The 18,976-nt window shown below is 66.6% G+C and carries 15 protein-coding genes and 3 pseudogenes; 3 read left to right on the top strand and 15 right to left on the bottom strand.

Features of this window, described 5'->3' with window-relative positions; translation table 11 throughout:
* Positions 1 to 3 precede the first annotated feature (3 nt).
* From fabZ to rpsB, 12 genes and pseudogenes are all read right to left on the bottom strand, one after another.
* Positions 4 to 444 (bottom strand): 3-hydroxyacyl-ACP dehydratase FabZ, encoded by a 441-nt coding sequence (fabZ, locus tag ACFJI0_RS09040; protein ID WP_291121647.1) that lies wholly within the window; start codon positions 442 to 444, stop codon positions 4 to 6.
* Positions 441 to 1,494 (bottom strand): annotated as a pseudogene (gene lpxD / locus ACFJI0_RS09035) (UDP-3-O-(3-hydroxymyristoyl)glucosamine N-acyltransferase). Before lpxD ends, fabZ begins: the two are co-directional and overlap by 4 nt.
* A 19-nt stretch (positions 1,495 to 1,513) precedes the next feature.
* A complete protein-coding gene (locus ACFJI0_RS09030) occupies positions 1,514 to 2,032 on the bottom strand; it encodes an OmpH family outer membrane protein (RefSeq protein ID WP_382158478.1) in 519 nt (172 codons plus the stop codon).
* Positions 2,032 to 4,356, bottom strand: coding sequence for an outer membrane protein assembly factor BamA (bamA, locus tag ACFJI0_RS09025; RefSeq protein ID WP_382324393.1), 2,325 nt, complete (start codon positions 4,354 to 4,356; stop codon positions 2,032 to 2,034). Before bamA ends, ACFJI0_RS09030 begins: the two co-directional genes overlap by 1 nt.
* Before the next feature lie 13 nt (positions 4,357 to 4,369).
* Positions 4,370 to 5,733, bottom strand: a pseudogene (gene rseP, locus ACFJI0_RS09020) (RIP metalloprotease RseP).
* 49 nt (positions 5,734 to 5,782) lie between these two features.
* Positions 5,783 to 6,967: a 1-deoxy-D-xylulose-5-phosphate reductoisomerase gene (ispC, locus tag ACFJI0_RS09015; RefSeq protein WP_382324391.1), complete on the bottom strand. Its 1,185-nt coding sequence runs from the start codon at positions 6,965 to 6,967 to the stop codon at positions 5,783 to 5,785.
* Between the two features lie 5 nt (positions 6,968 to 6,972).
* Positions 6,973 to 7,794, bottom strand: a complete 822-nt coding sequence (locus ACFJI0_RS09010; protein ID WP_382324389.1) for a phosphatidate cytidylyltransferase — start codon at positions 7,792 to 7,794, stop codon at positions 6,973 to 6,975.
* Positions 7,787 to 8,506: a polyprenyl diphosphate synthase gene (gene uppS / locus ACFJI0_RS09005; protein WP_382324387.1), complete on the bottom strand. Its 720-nt coding sequence runs from the start codon at positions 8,504 to 8,506 to the stop codon at positions 7,787 to 7,789. The genes ACFJI0_RS09010 and uppS overlap by 8 nt, the downstream gene beginning before the upstream one ends.
* A 74-nt stretch (positions 8,507 to 8,580) precedes the next feature.
* Positions 8,581 to 9,141, bottom strand: coding sequence for a ribosome recycling factor (gene frr / locus ACFJI0_RS09000; protein WP_382158489.1), 561 nt, complete (start codon positions 9,139 to 9,141; stop codon positions 8,581 to 8,583).
* A 43-nt stretch (positions 9,142 to 9,184) separates the two neighbouring features.
* A pseudogene (gene pyrH, locus ACFJI0_RS08995) lies at positions 9,185 to 9,894 on the bottom strand (UMP kinase).
* A gap of 147 nt (positions 9,895 to 10,041) precedes the next feature.
* A complete protein-coding gene (tsf, locus tag ACFJI0_RS08990) occupies positions 10,042 to 10,935 on the bottom strand; it encodes a translation elongation factor Ts (protein WP_291121863.1) in 894 nt (297 codons plus the stop codon).
* A 114-nt stretch (positions 10,936 to 11,049) separates the two neighbouring features.
* Positions 11,050 to 11,805 carry a 30S ribosomal protein S2 gene (gene rpsB / locus ACFJI0_RS08985; protein ID WP_291121864.1) on the bottom strand — a complete coding sequence of 252 codons (756 nt, stop codon included), beginning with the start codon at positions 11,803 to 11,805 and terminating at the stop codon, positions 11,050 to 11,052.
* Positions 11,806 to 12,031: 226 nt separating this feature from the next.
* On the opposite strand from rpsB, the gene ACFJI0_RS08980 reads away from it, so the two are divergent.
* The 3 genes from ACFJI0_RS08980 (at position 12,032) to ACFJI0_RS08970 (ending at position 15,087) form a co-directional block, all read left to right on the top strand.
* Complete coding sequence (locus tag ACFJI0_RS08980; RefSeq protein WP_382324385.1) at positions 12,032 to 13,012, top strand: FAD-dependent oxidoreductase; 981 nt, start codon at positions 12,032 to 12,034, stop codon at positions 13,010 to 13,012.
* On the top strand, positions 12,924 to 13,430 hold the full coding sequence (locus ACFJI0_RS08975) for an FAD-dependent oxidoreductase (RefSeq protein ID WP_382324383.1): 507 nt from the start codon (positions 12,924 to 12,926) through the stop codon (positions 13,428 to 13,430). The genes ACFJI0_RS08980 and ACFJI0_RS08975 overlap by 89 nt, the downstream gene beginning before the upstream one ends.
* Before the next feature lie 106 nt (positions 13,431 to 13,536).
* Positions 13,537 to 15,087, top strand: a complete 1,551-nt coding sequence (locus ACFJI0_RS08970; RefSeq protein WP_382325586.1) for an NAD(P)H-hydrate dehydratase — start codon at positions 13,537 to 13,539, stop codon at positions 15,085 to 15,087.
* A gap of 8 nt (positions 15,088 to 15,095) precedes the next feature.
* Here ACFJI0_RS08970 and ACFJI0_RS08965 read toward each other — a convergent pair whose 3' ends face one another.
* Genes ACFJI0_RS08965 through rnr form a run of 3 tightly spaced genes read right to left on the bottom strand, consistent with a single transcriptional unit; the run spans position 15,096 to position 18,930 of the window.
* Complete coding sequence (locus tag ACFJI0_RS08965; RefSeq protein ID WP_382324381.1) at positions 15,096 to 15,647, bottom strand: YggT family protein; 552 nt, start codon at positions 15,645 to 15,647, stop codon at positions 15,096 to 15,098.
* 41 nt (positions 15,648 to 15,688) lie between these two features.
* Positions 15,689 to 16,624, bottom strand: a complete 936-nt coding sequence (locus ACFJI0_RS08960) for a type 1 glutamine amidotransferase (RefSeq protein ID WP_291121867.1) — start codon at positions 16,622 to 16,624, stop codon at positions 15,689 to 15,691.
* Positions 16,625 to 16,647: 23 nt separating this feature from the next.
* Complete coding sequence (rnr, locus tag ACFJI0_RS08955) at positions 16,648 to 18,930, bottom strand: ribonuclease R (RefSeq protein WP_382324378.1); 2,283 nt, start codon at positions 18,928 to 18,930, stop codon at positions 16,648 to 16,650.
* Positions 18,931 to 18,976 lie beyond the last annotated feature (46 nt).

Raw genomic sequence — 18,976 nt, 5'->3', positions numbered from 1 at the left:
CGTTCAGGCGATGGTGCGCATGGTGCACATCAGTTCGGCTTCACACGCAATCTGATCGCCCACGCGCGTCACACCCTTGAACTTGAAGATGCCGGCCTTGGCGCGCTCCAGGGTCACGTCCATGATGAGCTGGTCGCCGGGTTCAACGGGGCGCTTGAAACGCGCGCCATCGATGCCCGCAAAGTAGTACACCGTCTTGTCGTCGGGCGTGACGCCCATGGTGTCGAAGGACAGCAGCGCCGCGGCCTGGGCCATGGCTTCGAGCATCAGCACCCCCGGCATGACCGGGCGATGCGGAAAGTGGCCCACGAAAAACGGCTCGTTGATGGTCACGTTCTTCAGTGCCTTGATGCTCTTGCCCTTGTCCAGCTCCAGCACGCGATCCACCAGCAAAATGGGGTATCGGTGCGGCAACTGCTTGAGAATCTGGTGGATGTCCATCATGGCTTTGAATTGTTTTGAAGGGCTTGTTCGATCGCCTGCTCCGCGGCCTTGAGGCGCTCGCGCAGGCGGTTGAGCTGCTTGAGGGAGGCAGCGTTCTTTTCCCAGCTGGCATTGTCGTCGATGGGGAACATGCCGGTGTAATGTCCTGGCTTGAGCAGGGAGCGCGTGACCACCGAGGCCGCCGAGACGTGCACACCATCAGCCAGCCGGAGGTGCCCCAGCACCACCGCGCCCCCGCCAATGGTGCAATGCGCTCCGATGGTCGCACTGCCCGCCACGCCGACACAACCGGCCATGGCGGTGTGCGCTCCCACATGCACGTTGTGGCCGATCTGGATCAGGTTGTCCAGCTTCACGCCGTCCTCGATCACGGTATCGTCCAGCGCGCCACGGTCGATGCAGGTGTTCGCACCGATCTCCACGTCGTTGCCGATGCGCACCGCACCCAGTTGCTCGATCTTGATCCATTCGCCCTGATGAGGCGCGAAACCGAAACCATCGGCCCCGATCACCGCACCGGAATGCACCACACCACGCGCGCCGATGGTGCACCGCTCACCCAGGGTGACCCGCGGATGCAACCAGGTGCCTTCGCCCACGCGTGCGCCGTCACCCAGCACGGCATGGGCGCCCACCCGGACACCGCGCGACAAATGAACATCGCGCCCCACGACTGCAAACGGCCCCACGCTCACCCCCTCGTCCACACGGGCCGAAGGATGGATGCTGGCCAGTGGATCAATGCCCTGCGCAGGCGCAGCATCGTGCTGCTGCTTCCACCACTGGGTCAGCCTGGCGAAATAGAGGTAGGGGTCGTCCGTGACGATGCAGGCGCCACGGGCCATGGCCTGGTCCTGCAAGGCCGGAGGAACGATCAGCACCTCGGCCGCCGTGCTGGCAATCTGGCCTGCGTAGCGTGCCTGTGCCACGAAGGCCAGCTCGCCCGGGCCGGCCGTGCGCAGCGGGGGCCAGGCGGTGAATCAGCAGGTCGGGTGAGCCGTGCCGCGCGCCGCCCAGGGCTTCAACGATGTCGCCCAGTGGCCTCGACACGGGTCGCCCTGGCGTGAACTTACTTGCCGCCGTTCAAGCCGCTCAGCACCTTGTCGGTGATGTCGTGCTTGGGGTTGATGTAGACGGCTTCCTGGATCACCAGGTCGTATTTCTCGGCCTCGGCCACCTGCTTGATCACGCGGTTGGCGCGTTCGAGCACGCTTTGCAGCTCCTCGTTCTTGCGCAGGTTGAGGTCTTCCTGGAACTCGCGCTGCTTGCGCTGGAAGTCGCGGTCCTGCTCGACGAGCTGGCGCTGGCGCGCCGCGCGCTGGGCATCCGGCAACGTGGGGGACTCACGTTCGAATTTCTCCGAAGCGGTCTTGAGCTGGGCTGCCAGACCCTGGACTTCCTTCTCGCGCCGCGAGAACTCCTGCTCCAGCTTGGTCTGTGCCGCCTTGGCCAGGTTGGCCTCGCGGAAGATGCGGTCGGTGTTCACGAAGCCGATGCGGAAGTCCTGCGCCGTGGCGGCAAAGGCCAGCAGGCCCAGCCCAGCGGCCAGCAGGAGGCGTCGGTTGAAAAGTCGGGAGAAAGTCTTCATCAAAAGGAGGTTCCGATCTGAAACTGGAATTTCTGGATTCTATCGCCAGGGAATTTCCGGATGGGGTTGGCGATGGCGAAGCGCAAGGGGCCGACGGGCGAGATCCAGCTCAGGCCCACACCCACGGAAGCGCGCAAATCGGTGGCATTTGCTCGGGTGTCATTTTCGCCGTACACGTTGCCGACGTCGATGAACCCGAACATGCGCAGGGTACGGTCATTGCCCGCGCCTGGGAAAGGCGTGATGAACTCGGCGCTGAAAGCCATGCTGCGATTGCCACCGATGTTGACCAGCTCGCCGGCCTGAACGCCCGACATGATGGGCGAGGTCGGACCCAGGGTGCCTTGGTCGAAGCCGCGCACCGAACCCAGGCCCCCCCCGTAGAAGTTCTTGAACAGCGGGAACGGACGGCCGCCCAGGCCCTTGCCATAGCCCAACTCACCGTTGAACGCGAGGGTGTACTGCTTGGTCAGCGGAATGTACTGCTGGATCTGGTAGTTGGCCTTGAGGTAGCGGGTGTCGCCGCCCACCCCGATCTCGGTGTTGAAGCGCTGCAACCGGCCCTGGGTCGGCACCAGCGCGCTGTCGCGACCGTCCCGTGACCAACCGATGGTCAGGGGCACCGAGGAGCTGGTTTCCCCGAACGTGTTCGAGTACTGCTGGTAGGCCTGTGGCAGACCCGTACCGGGTTCGATCTTGGTCTGCTCGATGCCAATGCCGAAGAACACCGTGTCCTGCTCGGTGAAGGGCACGCCGAACTTCACGCTCACACCCGGCGTGATGAGGCGGTAGTCACCACCCTGCTCGGTGTACGGCTGGGTCGTGCGGTAGTAGACGTCGAAGCTGCGCGACACGCCGTCCGGCGTGAAATACGGGTCCACCGTGCTGATCACGACCTGGCGGTTGTAGTCGCTGGTGTTGACGTCCACCCCCAGGTAGTTGCCCGAGCCGAACACGTTTTCCTGGCGGATGCCGGCAATGATCGAGAGCTTGTCGGCCTGTGAGTAGCCCGCACCCAGCGTCAGGTTGCCGGTGGGTTTTTCGGCCACGGTGATGGTCATGTCCACCTGGTCGGGCGTGCCCGGCACCGGCTGGGTATCGACCTCCACGGACGTGAAGAAGCCCAACCGGTCGACCCGGTCGCGCGACAGGCGGATGCGATCGCTGTCGTACCAAGCCGATTCCAGCTGGCGGAACTCGCGACGGATGACTTCGTCGCGGGTGCGGTTGTTGCCTTCGACGTTGATGCGGCGCACGTACACGCGGCGTGCGGGCTGCGCCCGCAGCACGAAGGCCACCTGTTTGTTCACCCGATCGATGTCGCGGCTGGCCTCGACCTGGGCGAAGGCATAACCGAAGGCGCCGAAGTAGTCGGTGAAGGCCTTCACCGTGCTGGTTTCGTCTTCCGCGTTGTAGGCCTCGCCAGCGCGCAGCGTCACGAGCGACTTGAACTCCTCTTCCCGCCCCAGGTACTCGCCCTCGAGCGCCACCGACTTGACCACGTAGCGGTCGCCTTCGGTGATGTTCAGGGTGATGGACATGCTCTCCTTGTCCGGCGCGATCGCGACCTGGGTGGAGTCGATGCGGAATTCGAGGTAGCCGCGCGTGAGGTAGTAGGAACGCAGGGTTTCGATGTCGGCGTTGAGCTTGGCACGCGAATAGCGGTCGGACTTGGTGTACCAGCTCAGCCAGCCACCGGTGTCGAGGTCGAACAGGTTGCGCAGCGTCGACTCCGAGAACGCGCGGTTGCCGACGATGCGAATCTCCCGGATCTTGGCGACGTCGCCTTCGACCACGCTGAAATTGAGGTTGACGCGGTTGCGCTCGCTCGGGGTCACGGTGGTGACGATCTGCGCGGCGTACATGCTGCGGTTGATGTACTGGCGCTTGAGCTCCTGCTCGGCGCGATCCGCCAGCGCCTTGTCGAACGGCCGGCCATCGGTCAGGCCGATGTCTCGCAGGGCCTTCTTCAGCACGGTGTCGTCAAACTCCTTGATGCCAGAGAAGCTGATGTCCGCGACCGTCGGCCGCTCTTCGACGATCACCACCAGCACGTCGCCATTGACCTGCAGGCGCACGTCGCTGAACAGGCCCAGGCCGAACAGCGAACGGATGGCGGTCGAACCCCTGTCGTCGTTGTACTGGTCACCGATGCGGAACGGCAAGGAAGCGAACACCGTACCGGGCTCGACACGCTGCAGGCCTTCGACACGGATGTCGCGCAAGGTGAAGGGGTCGACAGCCCAGGCAGGCAGGGCCGCAAGAAGGGTCGTCGCGAGCGCCGAAAGGGTCAGGCCGCGAAGTCCGAAGGATTTTATTTTCATGGAAAAGAAGCGTTCAGCCAGCCAGGCGGGCCACATCATTGAACAAGGCGACGGACATGAGCGCCATGAGAACCACGACACCCCCTCGCTGCAGGCGCTCCATCCAGACATCAGACACGCTGCGCCCAGTGACACCCTCCCAAAGATAATACATCAGGTGCCCCCCATCGAGGACCGGCAGCGGCAGCAGGTTGAGCACGCCCAGACTCACGCTGATCAGAGCGAGAAACAGCAGGTAAGAGGTGATACCGAGGCTGGCCGATTTGCCGGCGTAGTCGGCAATCGTGAGCGGGCCGCTGAGGTTCTTCACAGACGCTTCGCCGATGAGCATCCGCCCCATCATCTTGAGCGTCAGCCAGGACACCTCCCAGGTCCGGACAACCCCGTTGACCAGGCCATCGACCGCGCCGTGGCGCACGGTCGTCATCTCCGGCATGGCGCCGATGTACGCCCCGACACGCCCCACCCAGATGCCGGCCTGCTGCTCGGGCATGGGTTTGACCACCAGATGCACGACCTGCCCTGCGCGCAGCACCTCCCAGCGCTGCTCGACGGGCTGCCCGGCCGGGCCGACGGCTGCCCGGATCAGGGCCCGCAGGCTTTGCCCGTCACCCAGGGCCTGGTCGTTGACCTTGCGCACGGTGTCGCCTTCCCTCAGTCCGGCAGCGGCCGCCGCCCCACCCTCCATGACCTCGCCCACCACCGGCGCGCTCCACGGGCTGGTGATGCCGATGCGCTGGAACAGCGCAGCGTCGGCTTCCCGCACGTCCAGCTCGCTCAAGGGAAGCGTCACGGGGCGCGTCGCATCGCCTTCGCGCGACGACACCCACAGGGTCAAGTCCTCGCTCGACAGAGCGGCCTGCGTCAGGCGCCAGCGCAGGTCCTCGAAAGACGCCACCGCACTGGCTTCGGCGTCGGCCACGGCGGTCTGCGCCACCCACTCACCGCCGCGCAGGCCCGCACGCTCGGCGATCGAACCCGCCACCGGACTGGCCAGCACCGGCTTGGGCTCTTCCACACCGGTCCAGTTGACGACGGCATAAATCGCGATCGCCAGCAGCAGGTTCGCCGCAGGGCCGGCCGCGACGATGGCGGCACGCGAGCGCAGCGGCTGGGTGTTGAAGGCCAGATGGCGCTCGGCCGGGTCGACCGGTGCCTCGCGCTCATCGAGCATGCGCACATAGCCGCCCAGGGGCAACGCGCAGAGCACGAACTCGGTGGGACTGCCCTTTTGCGCCAGGTCAGCAGCGGTTTGCCAAAACCGACCGAAAAACGCAGCACCTTCACGCCGCAGGCCACGGCCACCCGATAGTGGCCGTACTCGTGCACGGCGATCAGCAGACCGAGGGCCACGACGAAGGCAACGAGTGTGAGCATGGCGAATTCGGTTGAGAGGTGAACGGACGGGGTGGCGGCCGTCGGGCCGTCAAGCCGCCAACCGGTCGATCTGGACTTGCGCGATGGCGCGCGTTTCCGCGTCGATCGCCAGCAGGTCGTCCAGGCCCTGGGGCTTCGAGGGGGTCAGGGCCTGCAAAGTTGCATGGTTGACGACGTGGATCTGGTCGAACCGCAGCCGATGGTCCAGAAAGGCCGCCACGGCGACCTCGTTGGCGGCATTGAGCACCGCCGTCGTGCCCGCCGGGCCGCCCAGGGCATCCCAGGCGAGGCGCAGACCGGGAAAACGCCGGTCGTCCGGCTTTTCGAAACTCAGAGCCCCCAGTGAAGCGAAGTCCAGTGCGGCCGCACCCGAGACGATGCGCTCCGGCCAGGACAGGCCATAGGCGATGGGCCCCCGCATGTCGGGGGTACCCAGCTGGGCCACCACGGATCTGTCGGCGTACTGCACCATCGAATGGATCACGCTTTGCGGATGGATCACCACTTCGATCCGCGAAGCGGGCAATCCAAACAGATAGCAGGCCTCGATGACTTCCAGCGCCTTGTTCATCATGGTCGCCGAGTCGACCGAGATCTTGCGGCCCATCACCCAATTGGGATGCGCACAGGCCTGCTCCGGCGTCACCTCGTGCAAGGTCTGCGGATCGCGCGTGCGGAAAGGACCACCGGAAGCCGTGAGCACGATCTTGTCGACCCGGCGCGACCAGGTCGTGGGGTCTTCGGGCAGCGACTGAAAGACCGCCGAATGTTCGCTGTCGATGGGCAGCAGCGTCGCACCGCCTTCGCGCACCGCCCGCATGAACAGCTCGCCGCCGACCACCAGCGCCTCCTTGTTCGCCAGCAGCAGCTTCTTGCCCGCCTGCGCGGCCGCCAAGCTGGGCGAAAGACCGGCGGCTCCGACGATGGCGGCCATCACGGCATCCACCTCCGGATCGCGGCTGACGTCGCACAAGGCCTGCGCGCCCGACAGCACCTCGACCGACAGGCCGAGCTCGCGCACGCGGCCGGCCAGTTGCTGCGCATGCGCCGGGCTGGCCATGACGGCGTAGCGGGGAGCAAAGCGCTGGCATTGCGCCAGGATGGCCTCCACCTGCGTGGCGGCAGTCAGCGCAAACACGGTGTAGCGCTCAGGGTGGCGGGCGATCACGTCCAGCGTGCTGACCCCGATCGAGCCTGTGGAGCCCAGAATGGTGATGGCTTGGGGGCGGGTCATGGCAATCAGACGGTGATGAGCATCATCGCCAGCGGCAACACGGGCAGCAAGGCGTCGACGCGATCGAGCACGCCGCCATGGCCGGGGAGCAGCTGGCTGGAATCCTTGGCTCCGGCACTGCGCTTGACCAGCGACTCCACCAGATCACCGACCACGCTCATGGTGACGAGAAACACCAGCGACAGCACCGCCAGCGCCGGCCCCAGAGCCCAGAGCCGCGCATACAGGCTGGTGCCTTGCGCATCGGCCCAGAGCCAGCAGGCCGCCAACACAAAGACCCCCAGCAATCCACTGATGGCGCCCTCCCAGCTCTTGCCCGGGCTGATGGTGGGAGCGAGCTTGCGCCGCCCCAGGGCCTTGCCACCAAAATAGGCGGCGATGTCGGCCGTCCAGACCAGCAGCAGCACGGAGAGCAGAAAGCCCAGACCTTCCAGGCGCGCGTGCACCATGGCCAGCCAGGCACAGGCGATGAGTGCCAGCCCCACCCAGAGGCGCAGGCCGACCGGCCATGCGCTCCAGCCTTTCACGCCACGGCCCAGCATCACGACAGCGAGCAACACCCAGGCGGCCCCCACGGCCAGCCAGAGCGGGCGCAGCGACAGGTTCAGGCCACCGGCCCACCAGACCACCGCCATCAGGACACCCAGACCCAGACCCAGACCCAGCGAGAGCGAAGAGCCGCAGCCATTGAGGCGAGCCCATTCCCAGCCGCCCGCCACGATCAGCAGCAGGGTCAGGGCGGCAAAAGGCTCGATCGAGGGGTTAAACAGCGCGGGCAGCAGAACGGCCAGCAACAGCACAGCCGTGATGATGCGCTGCTTAAGCATGTCGCTGGCCCACCGCGACCACCTCGGGCTCGACCTCGGCCCGTTGCTCGGCGGTCTGGCCGAAGCGGCGCTCGCGCCGGGCGAATTCGGCCAATGCGCGGTCCAGTTCGGCCGCATCGAAATCGGGCCAGAGGCAGTCGGTGAACAGCAGCTCCGTGTAGGCCGACTGCCAGAGAAGGAAGTTGCTGATGCGCAGCTCACCACCGGTGCGGATCAACAGATCCGGGTCGTCCACGTGGGCCAGCGCCATCGCACCTGACAAGCTTTGCTCGGTGATCTCCACGCCTTGCTGGGCGAGGCGCCGGGCGGCCTGGGCGATGTCCCAGCGCCCGCCATAGTTGAAGCACACGTTCAAGACCAGGGTGTGGTTGTGCGCGGTCTCGCGCTCGGCCGCCTCCAGGCCTTGCACCACCCGCGTCGACAGGCCTTCCCGGTTGCCTGGGAAATGCAGTTGCACGCCACTCTTTTTCAGGCTGGGAACCTCGCGCGACAACGCCATGGCGAGCAAATCCATGAGGCCCGAGACCTCTTCCACCGGGCGGTTCCAGTTTTCGGACGAGAACGCGAAGACGGAGAGCACGGGCACGCCTCGCTCGATGCACGCCTTGACCACCCCGCGCAGCGCGTCCACGCCCTGCTTGTGCCCGGCCGCGCGCGGCAGCCAGCGCTTCTGCGCCCAGCGGCCATTGCCGTCCATGACGATGGCCGACATGGCCAGGCAGTTTCGCCGGCACGGAGGGGTGAGTTGCAGCAGATGCCATGGCCAGGGTCGATGGAAGGGGCGGATCAGACCGCCATGATGTCCTGCTCTTTGGAGGCCACCAGCCGGTCCACCTCGGCAATCATGCGGTCGGTGAGCTTCTGGATGTCTTCCTGCGAGCGGCGGTCGTCGTCTTCGGACGCCAGCTTTTCCTTGACCAGCTTCTTCACCGATTCGTTGGCGTCGCGCCGGAGGTTGCGCACCGCGATCTTGGCGGCTTCGCCCTCACCCCGGACCACCTTGGTGAGCTCCTTGCGGCGCTCCTCGGTCATGGGAGGCATGGGAACGCGGATCAGGTCGCCCTGGCTGGAAGGATTCAGGCCCAGATCCGACTCGCGAATGGCCTTCTCGATCTTGGCGCCCATGCCTTTTTCCCACGGCGACACGCCGATGGTGCGCGCGTCGAGCAACGTCAGGTTGGCGACCTGGGACAGCGGCAGCATGGAGCCGTAATACTCCACGTGCACGGTGTCCAGCAGGGCGGGGTTGGGCCGGCCGGTGCGGACCTTGGTCAAACTGTTCTTGAGCGCTTCCACCGATTGAAGCATCTTGTGCTCAGCGGTTTTGCGGATGTCGTCGGTGCTCATGAAAACTCCTCAATGCAGCAGAAAATGGAATGCCGTGTGGGCATCAGACGTGAACCAGCGTGCCCTCATCGCCTCCCAGCACCACCTTGCGCAGCGCGCCGGGCTTGAAGATCGAGAACACCTTCACGGGCAGTTTCTGGTCGCGGCACAGGGCAAAGGCGGTGGCGTCCATCACCTGCAGGTTCTTGCTCATGGCCTCGTCGAAGGAAATGGTGGTGTAGCGCGTGGCGCTGGGGTCCTTGTTCGGATCGGCGGTATAGACGCCATCGACCTTGGTGGCCTTGAGCACGATCTCGGCACCGATCTCGGCTCCGCGCAGCGCCGCGGCGGTGTCGGTGGTGAAGAAGGGGTTGCCGGTGCCGGCGGCGAAGACCACGACCTTGCCCTCTTCGAGGTATTGCAAGGCCTTGGGGCGAACGTAGGGCTCGACCACCTGCTCGATGGCAATGGCCGACATCACGCGGGCAACCAGGCCGGCCTTGTCCATGGTGTCGGCGAGAGCCAGCGAATTCATCACGGTCGCAAGCATGCCCATGTAATCGGCGGTGGCGCGGTCCATGCCGACCGAGCCCCCGGCAACGCCGCGGAAGATGTTGCCGCCACCGATGACGATCGCACCTGGACGCCCAGGCGGGTGACTTCGGCGATTTCTTCCACCATGCGCACGATGGTGGCTCGGTTGATGCCGAAAGCGTCATCGCCCATGAGGGCCTCTCCCGACAGTTTCAACAGAATCCGTTTGTAGGCTGGCATGAGGCAACTTTCAGGAAATCGATAAACAAAGATTCAACCGGCAAGTGTAGCGAGGAGCCCGCATTCACCTGCCGCTTCGGGGCGTAAATAAGCCCCATACGGCACAACGGGCCTTGCGGCCCGTTGTCTCGTCCAGTCTCGGCAGGATCAGGCGCCCTTGGCGGCAGCCACTTGCGCGGCCACTTCCGCCGCGAAGTCGTCGACCTTCTTCTCGATGCCTTCGCCCACCACGAACAGGGTGAAGCCCTTCACGTTGGTGCCAGCGGCCTTGAGCATCGCGCCCACGGTCTGCTTGCCATCGGCGGCCTTCACGAAAACCTGGTCGAACAGCGACACTTCCTTGAGGTACTTCTGCACCGAGCCTTCCACCATCTTGGCGACGATGTCGGCAGGCTTGCCCGATTCGGCGGCCTTGGCGGCGGCCACCGAGCGCTCGCGCTCGATCAGCTCCGCAGGCACGTCGGCCGAGGTCAGCGACACCGGCTTCATCGCGGCCACGTGCATGGCGACGTCCTTGGCCGCCACGGCATCGCCTTCGAACTCCACCACCACGCCGATGCGGGTGCCGTGCAGGTAACCAGCGAGCTGGCCGCCGTTGGCCCAGTGCTTGAAGCGGCGGAACGACATGTTTTCGCCGATCTTGCCGATCAGGCCCTTGCGCACGTCTTCCAGCGTGGGGCCGAAGCCGTCCTGGCTGTAGGGCAGCGCGCCCAGGGCTTCCAGGTCGGCGGGGTTGTGTGCCGCCACCAGCTGGGCGGCCGCGTTGGCCAGCGCCAGGAAGCTGTCGTTCTTGGTGACGAAGTCGGTTTCGCAGTTGACTTCGATCAGCGCGCCGGTGGTGCCGTTGATGGAACTGGCCACGACGCCTTCGGCGGTGACGCGGCTGGCGGCCTTGCCGGCCTTGGTGCCGAGCTTGACGCGCAGCAGCTCTTCCGCCTTGGCCATGTCGCCGTCGGCTTCGGTCAGGGCTTTCTTGCACTCCATCATGGGTGCGTCGGTCTTGGCGCGCAGTTCGGCGACCATGCTTGCGGTAATTGCCATTTCAGTTTCTCCGTTCGCCGTTGTGCCCCGGCGGGCAGAACGGTCTGTTTCAATGATCGGGTGGCCTTATGAAAAAGGGGCTACAGGAGCCCCTCTTTCATGCAAGAGTCAGGCTCAGGCGGAAGCGTCTTCCTTGACTTCCACGAATTCGTCAGCGCCTTCGGCGGCCACGGCCTTGACGACATCGTTCACCGCGTTGCTGCGGCCTTCGATGATGGCGTCGGCGATGCCACGGGCGTACAGGGCCACGGCACGGGCCGAGTCGTCGTTGCCGGGGATGACGTAGTCAATGCCCACGGGCGAGTGGTTGGTGTCGACCACGCCCACCAGCGGGATGCCCAGCTTCTGGGCTTCGAGCACGGCGATCTTGTGGAAGCCCACGTCGATGACGAAGATGGCATCGGGCAGCGCATTCATGTCCTGAATGCCGCCGATGTCCTTCTCGAGCTTTTCCATTTCGCGAGCAAACATCAGCTGCTCTTTCTTGGTCATGCTGTCCAGACCGGCTTCCTTCTGGGCTTGCATGTCCTTCAGGCGCTTGATGGAGGTCTTGACCGTCTTGAAGTTGGTCAGCATGCCGCCCAGCCAGCGCTGGTCCACGAAAGGCACGCCGGCGCGGCGGGCTTCCTGGGCCACGATGTCGCGCGACTGGCGCTTGGTGCCCACCATCAGGATGGTGCCGCGGTTGGCGGAGAGCTGGCGCACGAACTTGGCGGCCTCTTCGAACAGGGGCAGCGTCTTTTCGAGGTTGACGATGTGGATTTTGTTGCGATGGCCGAAGATGTACGGTGCCATCTTGGGGTTCCAGAAGCGGGTCTGGTGTCCAAAGTGGACACCGGCTTCCAGCATTTCGCGCATGGAGATAGACATGAGTTAACTTTCCAGAGGTTGAGTCTAAAATCCAGCCCCGATCACCTGTGCATTGAACGGACCGCTGACGGTCCTGGTGCTTCAGGCAACACCCGGTTGGGCTGGTTTGCGATTTCGCCCTGCAAAGGCGGCAAGAACGGTGTTCGAGCCAGCCATCTGCAAAGCCCGTCGATTATAGCAGCCCGACCGATCCCGTCCTACTTTCGCTCTCTGGACCGCGCTCCGAATGGAATCGCGGCCGGGGTGTTTCTGCGCCACAACCCATGCCCGATGTCCCGTTGACCGTCGATTGCCCACCCCCTTCCCACCCAGGGGCGCCCTCTGCACCCGTCGGGGGCGCATCTTGAGGGTCGCGGTGGTGGGCGCGGGTGTGATCGGCACCACAACCGCGTTCGAACTGACGCGCGACGGCCATGAAGTCACGGTGTTCGAGCGCCGCAGCACCGTGGCCGAAGAAGCCAGCTTTGCCAGCGGCGCGCTCGTCGCCGCAGGTTGGACGGCCGCCTGGAACCGGCCGGAACGTAGCCTGCGCATGCCCTGGGCCTCGCGCCCGGGAGGACTGAAGCTGGCCCGGTTGCCACGCGGCGGAGAGTGGCGCTGGATCTGGCGCTGGCTGCAGGCGGGCCAAGGCCCACGCCAGGCCGAACACCACCGGCAGATGCACCAATGGGTGCAGTACAGCCAGCAGCGCCTGCTGGAAATCACCGAGGAACGGGACCTCGACCATGACCGCAGCCAGGGCATGCTGGTGCTCTGGCGCCATCCGCGGGAGGCGGAGCAAGCCCAGCCCGCCTTGCAACAGATGAAGGACCTCGGGATCGCCTGCCGTGAACTCTCGGCCGATCAGGCCCGCGCGCTCGAACCCGCCCTGAATCCTGAAACGCCGTTGCACGGTGCGGTCGAACTGGGCGGGGAAGCCGCGGCCAATTGCCGGGAATTCGCGCTGTCGATCCGCGTCGAGGCCCAGCAACTCGGTTGCCGCTTCGTGTTCAGCACGTCGGTGGACGCCATCGAAACCCTGGGCCCCACGGGTGGTGTGAACCTGCGGCTCTCGAGCGCGGGCACCCCGGATGCCAACGACGTGCAACGCTTCGACGCGGTGGTGGTGTGCGCGGGGGGTGCACAGCGCGCGCCTGCTGCACCCACTCGGGCTGCGCCTGCCTTTGCAGCCCGTCTACAGCCACTCGCTCAGTGCTGCGGTGCGTGAGCCGCTGGACGCCCCGCAGTCGGCGGTGCTGGACGCCGGCCATGGCATCTCGATCGCCCGGCTGGGCCAGCGCATTCGCGTGGCCGGCGGCAGTGAGTTCGGCGCCACGCCCGGCCAGCCCTCCAAAGCCACGCTGAAACGGCTTTACGGCGTGCTGGCGGACTGGTTCCCCGGTGCTGTGCGTCTGGGTGGCCCCCGGGGCAGCGTGCAGGAATGGCAAGGCGCCCAGGCCACACTGCCCGATGGCCCTCCAGTGCTGGGTGCCACGCGCCAACCCGGCGTGTGGCTGAACCTGGGCCACGGCGGCGCCGGCTGGGCCATGGCCTGCGGCACCGCCCGGGCGCTGGCCGATCAGCTGTCAGGGCGTTCTGCCGAGATCGACATCACCGGCAGCTCGCCCCAGCGCTTCGGTCTCTGAAACCATCCGCGGGCGGTCAGCGCCTGCGCGCAAACATGTTGAAATGCGCCCATTCCTTGAGAGGAGCGAGACCTTGGACACGCGCAGCTTCAACACAGGCACCCGCCTGCACCCGGTGTCCGGCACCGGCCGCGCTGCCTTGTACGGCAGCGCCGCCACGCGGCAGATCGAGCAGCAGGCCGCTTCCACCCTCCCCCACCACACCTTGATGTCGCGCGCCGGCCTGGCGGTGGCGCGGCTCGCACGCGCGCTGCAACCGCACGCGCGGTGCATCTGGGTCGCCTGCGGGCCCGGCAACAACGGGGGCGACGGCCTGGTCGCGGCCACCCACCTGCACCAGTGGGCGCAGGAACGGGGTGGCTTTCCCGAAGTGGTCGTGACACATGCGGTGCGGGATGAGACCCGGATGCCGGCCGACGCCCGTCAGGCCCTGCAGGCCGCGCGCGCCGCCGGCGTGCCGTTCAGCGACGGGCCGCCGACGCGCTTCGATCTCGCCATCGATGCCCTGTTCGGCATCGGCCCGCAAAGGGCGTTGGAGGGAGCTCTCGCCCCATGGCTGGACCTGCTTCGCTCCTGCGCCCAGCCCGTGCTCTGCGTCGATGTCCCCAGTGGGCTGGACGCCGACACAGGCGTCCTGGCGGCCCTGAACGCCCCGTCCCTGGCACCGCCGGGGCCGCGCCACACGCTGTCGCTGCTCACCCTGAAACCCGGTTTGTTCACCGGCACCGGACGCGATGCCGCCGGCAGCGTCTGGTTCGACGACCTGGAGGTCCCGCCAGCGACCGCCGTGCCTGTGACCGCCTGGCTGGCCGGGCAGCCCCAGACCACGGGCACACGGCCGCATGCCAGTCACAAGGGCAGCTTCGGCGACGTGCTGGTGCTCGGTGGCCAAGGCATCGCCGTGCAGGGCGCGGGCATGACCGGTGCCGCCGTGCTCGCCGCTCGGGCCGCGCTGCACGCCGGCGCGGGCCGCGTGTTCGTCGGTCTGCTCGAAGGTGATGCAAGCAGCCCGACGCCTTGGGACCCCGGCTGCCCCGAACTCATGTTCCGCCGTCCGCAGCGGCTACTGGAGCCCGGCGTCCTCGAAACCGCGAGTGTCGTCTGCGGTTGCGGCGGCGGTGCCTCGGTGGCTGCTCTGCTGCCGCGCGTGCTCTCGGGCGCCCGAACGCTGGTGCTCGACGCCGACGCGCTCAATGCCATCGCCACCGACACCGCGCTGCAAACCCTGCTCGGCCGCCGCCACGGCCGGGGCAGGACAACGGTGCTCACCCCGCATCCCCTGGAAGCCGCGCGCCTGCTGGGCACCACGACCCCCGAGGTCATGGCCCATCGATTGAAGGCTGCACAGGCGCTGGCCGATCGCTTCGGCGCGTTGTGCGTGCTCAAGGGCTCGGGCTCGGTGTTGGCCTCGCCCGGCGAAGTGCCGCTCATCAACGCCAGCGGAAACGCCGCCCTGCGCACCGCCGGCACGGGCGATGTGCTCGCCGGCATGATCGGCAGCGCGATCGCGCCAGCCGGGCTTTCGGGCGAAGGGGTGCGGGACAGGGTCGCTGCGGCCGTGCATCAGCACGGCTGGCTGGCCGACCGCTGGGACGATGGCGCTGCCCCTGGGCTCACGGCCGGGCGCCTGGCGGCGCGGGTGCGGCCACCGGGCTGAAAGCCCGATCAGCCCAGCAGCATCAGGCCGACCTGCAGCAGGATGATCACCACCAGCACCGACAGGTCCACCCCGCCGATCAAGGGCACGACCCGGCGCACCGGGCGCAGGATGGGCGCGCACAGGCGGTCGAGCGTGCCCATCACCGGCGATTGCGGCTGCACCCACGACAGGATGGCGTAGCCGATCAGCAGGATCATCAAGCCCTGCAGCAAGGTGCGCACCAGCAGGCGCACCGCCATGGTGAAGACGATCGTCACCACTCCGGCGGCCGAGCCGGGGGCCGCAGACACGCTCGCCGCCAGCAACCACCACAAGACGCCGAACGCCAACGAAAGCAGCACGGCCGCACCCAGGCTGCCCCAGTCGATGCGGCTCTGTGCCAGCGAGCGTGGCAGCACCCGGCGAAGGGGTGCCACCAGCCAATCGGTCACCGCGATCGCGAAGCGCCCCGGCTGGCCCGACATGTTGATGCGCAGGTGGTTCATCCACGCCCTCAACAGCGCCGCCGCCACGAGGAAGAAGAAGAAGGTTTCGAGCAGGAAGAAAACAATGCGCATGGCGTGAGAGCAGCGGAAGACGGAGGGGACAGAGTGTAGGCTCAGGCGCCCAATCGCAAGGGCGCCCGCGGCGTGCGCGGATCGGGTTCGTGCCCGCTGGCCAGCCGCTCCAACGCGGCGGCCCGCGAGGCCTCCAGAAAGTCCAACATGATGGGCGAGCTGTCGGCCAGCGCATCGCGCCCATGGTGGAACTCGGGATGCCATTGCACGCCGCGCGCATAGGTCCCGCCGGTCCAGCGAATGGCCTCGACCATGCCGTCCAGCGTGGACACGGCCTCCACCACCACGCCCTTGCCCAGTTCCGCCACCGCCTGGTGATGGATGCTGGTCACTCGCAGCTGCGAGGCATTCGGATACAGCTTGGTCAGTGCCGTGCCCTGGAGAAAGGTCACGTCGTGCTCCAGTTGGTCGTACAGATCGGTGTCGACGTGGGCATGGGCCGCCGGGCATTGCGTCGGGATGTCCTGGTACAGCGTCCCGCCGAAGGCCACGTTGAGCAGTTGCGCGCCCCGGCAAACCCCCAGCACCGGCTTCTTCTGAGCGAGAAAGGTGCGCAGCAAGGCCAGCTCATAGCGGTCGCGCACCACGTCGCCCTGCCAGCGTGGGTCCATCGGGGTCTGCCCGTAACTCTGGGGCGCCACGTCGGCGCCACCCTGCAGCACCAGGGCATCCAGCTCCTGCACCACCTGCTCCACCTTGAGATGGCGCGCCGCGTGTTTGCTGTCGTGCGCCACGGCCGGCACCATGAAGGCCACCGCCCCGTGCTCCATGATCCAGTGGGCCAGCGACTGTTCGATGTACTGCAGGATCTTGTTTCGAAACCCCAGTTCCTGCGGCGCCTGGTGCAGCAGGCGCGCCGAGACGCCGATGCGCAAGGCCCGGTCGGTGGGCACGGCCGCAGGCTCGCGCCGGCGCACCACGGTGGCCTTGGCTGGCTTGGCCGCGGGGCTTTTGGTCAGGGCGGCGGAGTTGGGCATGGCGAAGTCGGGTAACGACCGGTTCAGCGCCGGCTCTTGCGAGACTGGCTCGCGGTGCTGCGGGCACCGCCCCGCTCGCCCTTCTTGCCCGCCGCCTTGCGCACGGCGGCCTTGACGTCCATGGCGGGCGCCTGGCGCCCCTGCGGCGCGCCCTCGCTCCGGTTGCGGCGCGACTTGCCCCCCCGGGCAGGCTGCGCCTGATGGTCGGGAGAGGAAGGCAAACCGGTCTTGTCGCGCATGGCCCGCAACACGAGGTCGTCTTCACCGCTGACCAGCCGGAAGTCGATGCGTCGGCCATCCAGGTCCACCCGGCTCACCTGCACCTGCACCCGGGTGCCCAATGCATAGCGAATGCCGGTGCGCTCGCCACGCAGCTCCTGGCGCGCCTCGTCGAACCGGAAGTACTCCCCGCCGAGTTCGGTGATGTGCACCAGCCCCTCGACGTACATCGCATCGAGCGTGACAAAGAGGCCGAAGCTCGTGACCGCGGTCACCACACCGCTGAACTCTTCGCCCAGGTGTTCGCGCATGTACTTGCACTTGAGCCAGGCCTCCACATCGCGGCTGGCCTCGTCGGCGCGGCGCTCGTTGGCGCTGCAGTGCAAGCCTGCGGCTTGCCAGGCCAGCGTGTCGGCCGACGGTTTCTTCACCACCTCGCCCGCCACCGGCGGCTTCACACGGCTCGCCAGCCGCTTGCTCAACTTGGCGTGCGCCTCGCCCGGCGTGGGCAGGTTCGGCAGCTCATAGCGCTTGCGCGCCAAGATGGCCTTGATCACGCGGTGCACCAGCAGGTCGGGGTAGCGCCGGATCGGGCTCGTGAAGTGCGTATAGGCCTCGAACGCCAGACCAAAGTGCCCGCTGTTGATGGGCGTGTAGATCGCCTGCTGCATGGAGCGCAGCAGCATGGTGTGGATCTGCTGGGCCTCGGGGCGGTCCTTGGTGGCGTTGGCGATCGCCTGGAAATCGCCCGGTTTGGGGTTGTCGCCGATCGTCTGCGACACACCCATGGCCTTGAGGTAGTTGCGCAGGATTTCCTGCTTCTCCGGCGTGGGGCCTTCGTGCACGCGGAACAGACCGGTGTGCTTGCCCTCCTGGATGAAATCGGCCGAGCACACGTTGGCCGCGAGCATGGCTTCCTCGATCAGCTTGTGCGCGTCGTTGCGCGTGCGCGGCACGATCTTCTCGATGCGGCCCGACTCGTCGCAGACGATCTGCGTCTCGGTGGTTTCGAAATCCACCGCACCGCGCTCGCCGCGCGCCATCAGCAGGGCGCGGTACACATCGTGCAGATTGAGCAGGTAAGGCACCAGCGCCTTGCGTTGCGCGGCCTCCGGCCCCCGGGTGTTCTGCAGGATCGCGGCCACCTCGGTGTAGGTGAAGCGCGCGTGGCTGAACATCACCGCCGGGTAGAACTGGTAGGCGTGCACCTCGCCCTTGGCATTGACCAGCATGTCGCACACCATGCACAGGCGTTCGACACCGGGGTTCAGCGAGCACAGGCCGTTGGAGAGCTTCTCCGGCAGCATGGGAATCACGCGGCGCGGGAAATAGACCGAGGTGGCGCGGTCATACGCATCGACGTCGATCGGTGAACCGGTCTCCACGTAGTGGCTCACGTCGGCAATCGCCACCAGCAGGCGCCAGCCCTTGCCCTTGCCGACCTTCGCCGGCTCGCAATACACGGCGTCGTCGAAGTCGCGCGCGTCTTCGCCGTCGATCGTCACCAGCGGCACGTCGCGCAGGTCGACGCGGTGCTTGTGGTCGGCGGCGCGCACGTGGTCCGGCAGCGCGCGCGCCTGGGCGAGTGCGGCATCGGAAAACTCGTGCGGCACGCCGTACTTGCGCACCGCGATCTCGATCTCCATGCCGGGGTCGTCGATCTCACCCAGCACCTCCTTCACGCGCCCCACCGGTTGACCGTACAGCGCCGGCGGCTCCGTCAGTTGCACCACCACCACCTGGCCGGGCTTGGCCGATCCGGTGGCGCCCTTGGGGATCAGCACGTCCTGCCCGTAGCGCTTGTCCTCGGGGGCGACGAGCCACACACCGCTTTCCTGCAACAGGCGCCCGATGATGGGGGAGTCGGAGCGTTCGACGATTTCGGTCACGCGCCCTTCGGGGCGCCCCTTGCGGTCCAGCCGCACGATGCGGGCCTTGACCCGGTCCTTGTGCAACACCGCGCGCATCTCGTTGGAGGGCAGGTAAATGTCGGCCTGGCCATCGTCGCGGATCACAAAACCGTGTCCATCGCGATGTCCGGAAACGACACCTTCATATTCGGCCAACAGGCTGTTTTTTTCGTTCACTTTTTGGATCGCTTTTTTTCTCTGCTATACTTCTGGTTTTCCTGAA

It is taken from the genome of Hydrogenophaga sp. UC242_53 (genome assembly GCF_042696965.1).
GTDB lineage: Bacteria > Pseudomonadota > Gammaproteobacteria > Burkholderiales > Burkholderiaceae_C > Hydrogenophaga.
The sequence above is the reverse complement of the archived record's forward strand: the minus strand, read 5'-3'. Positions and strand labels throughout refer to the sequence as shown.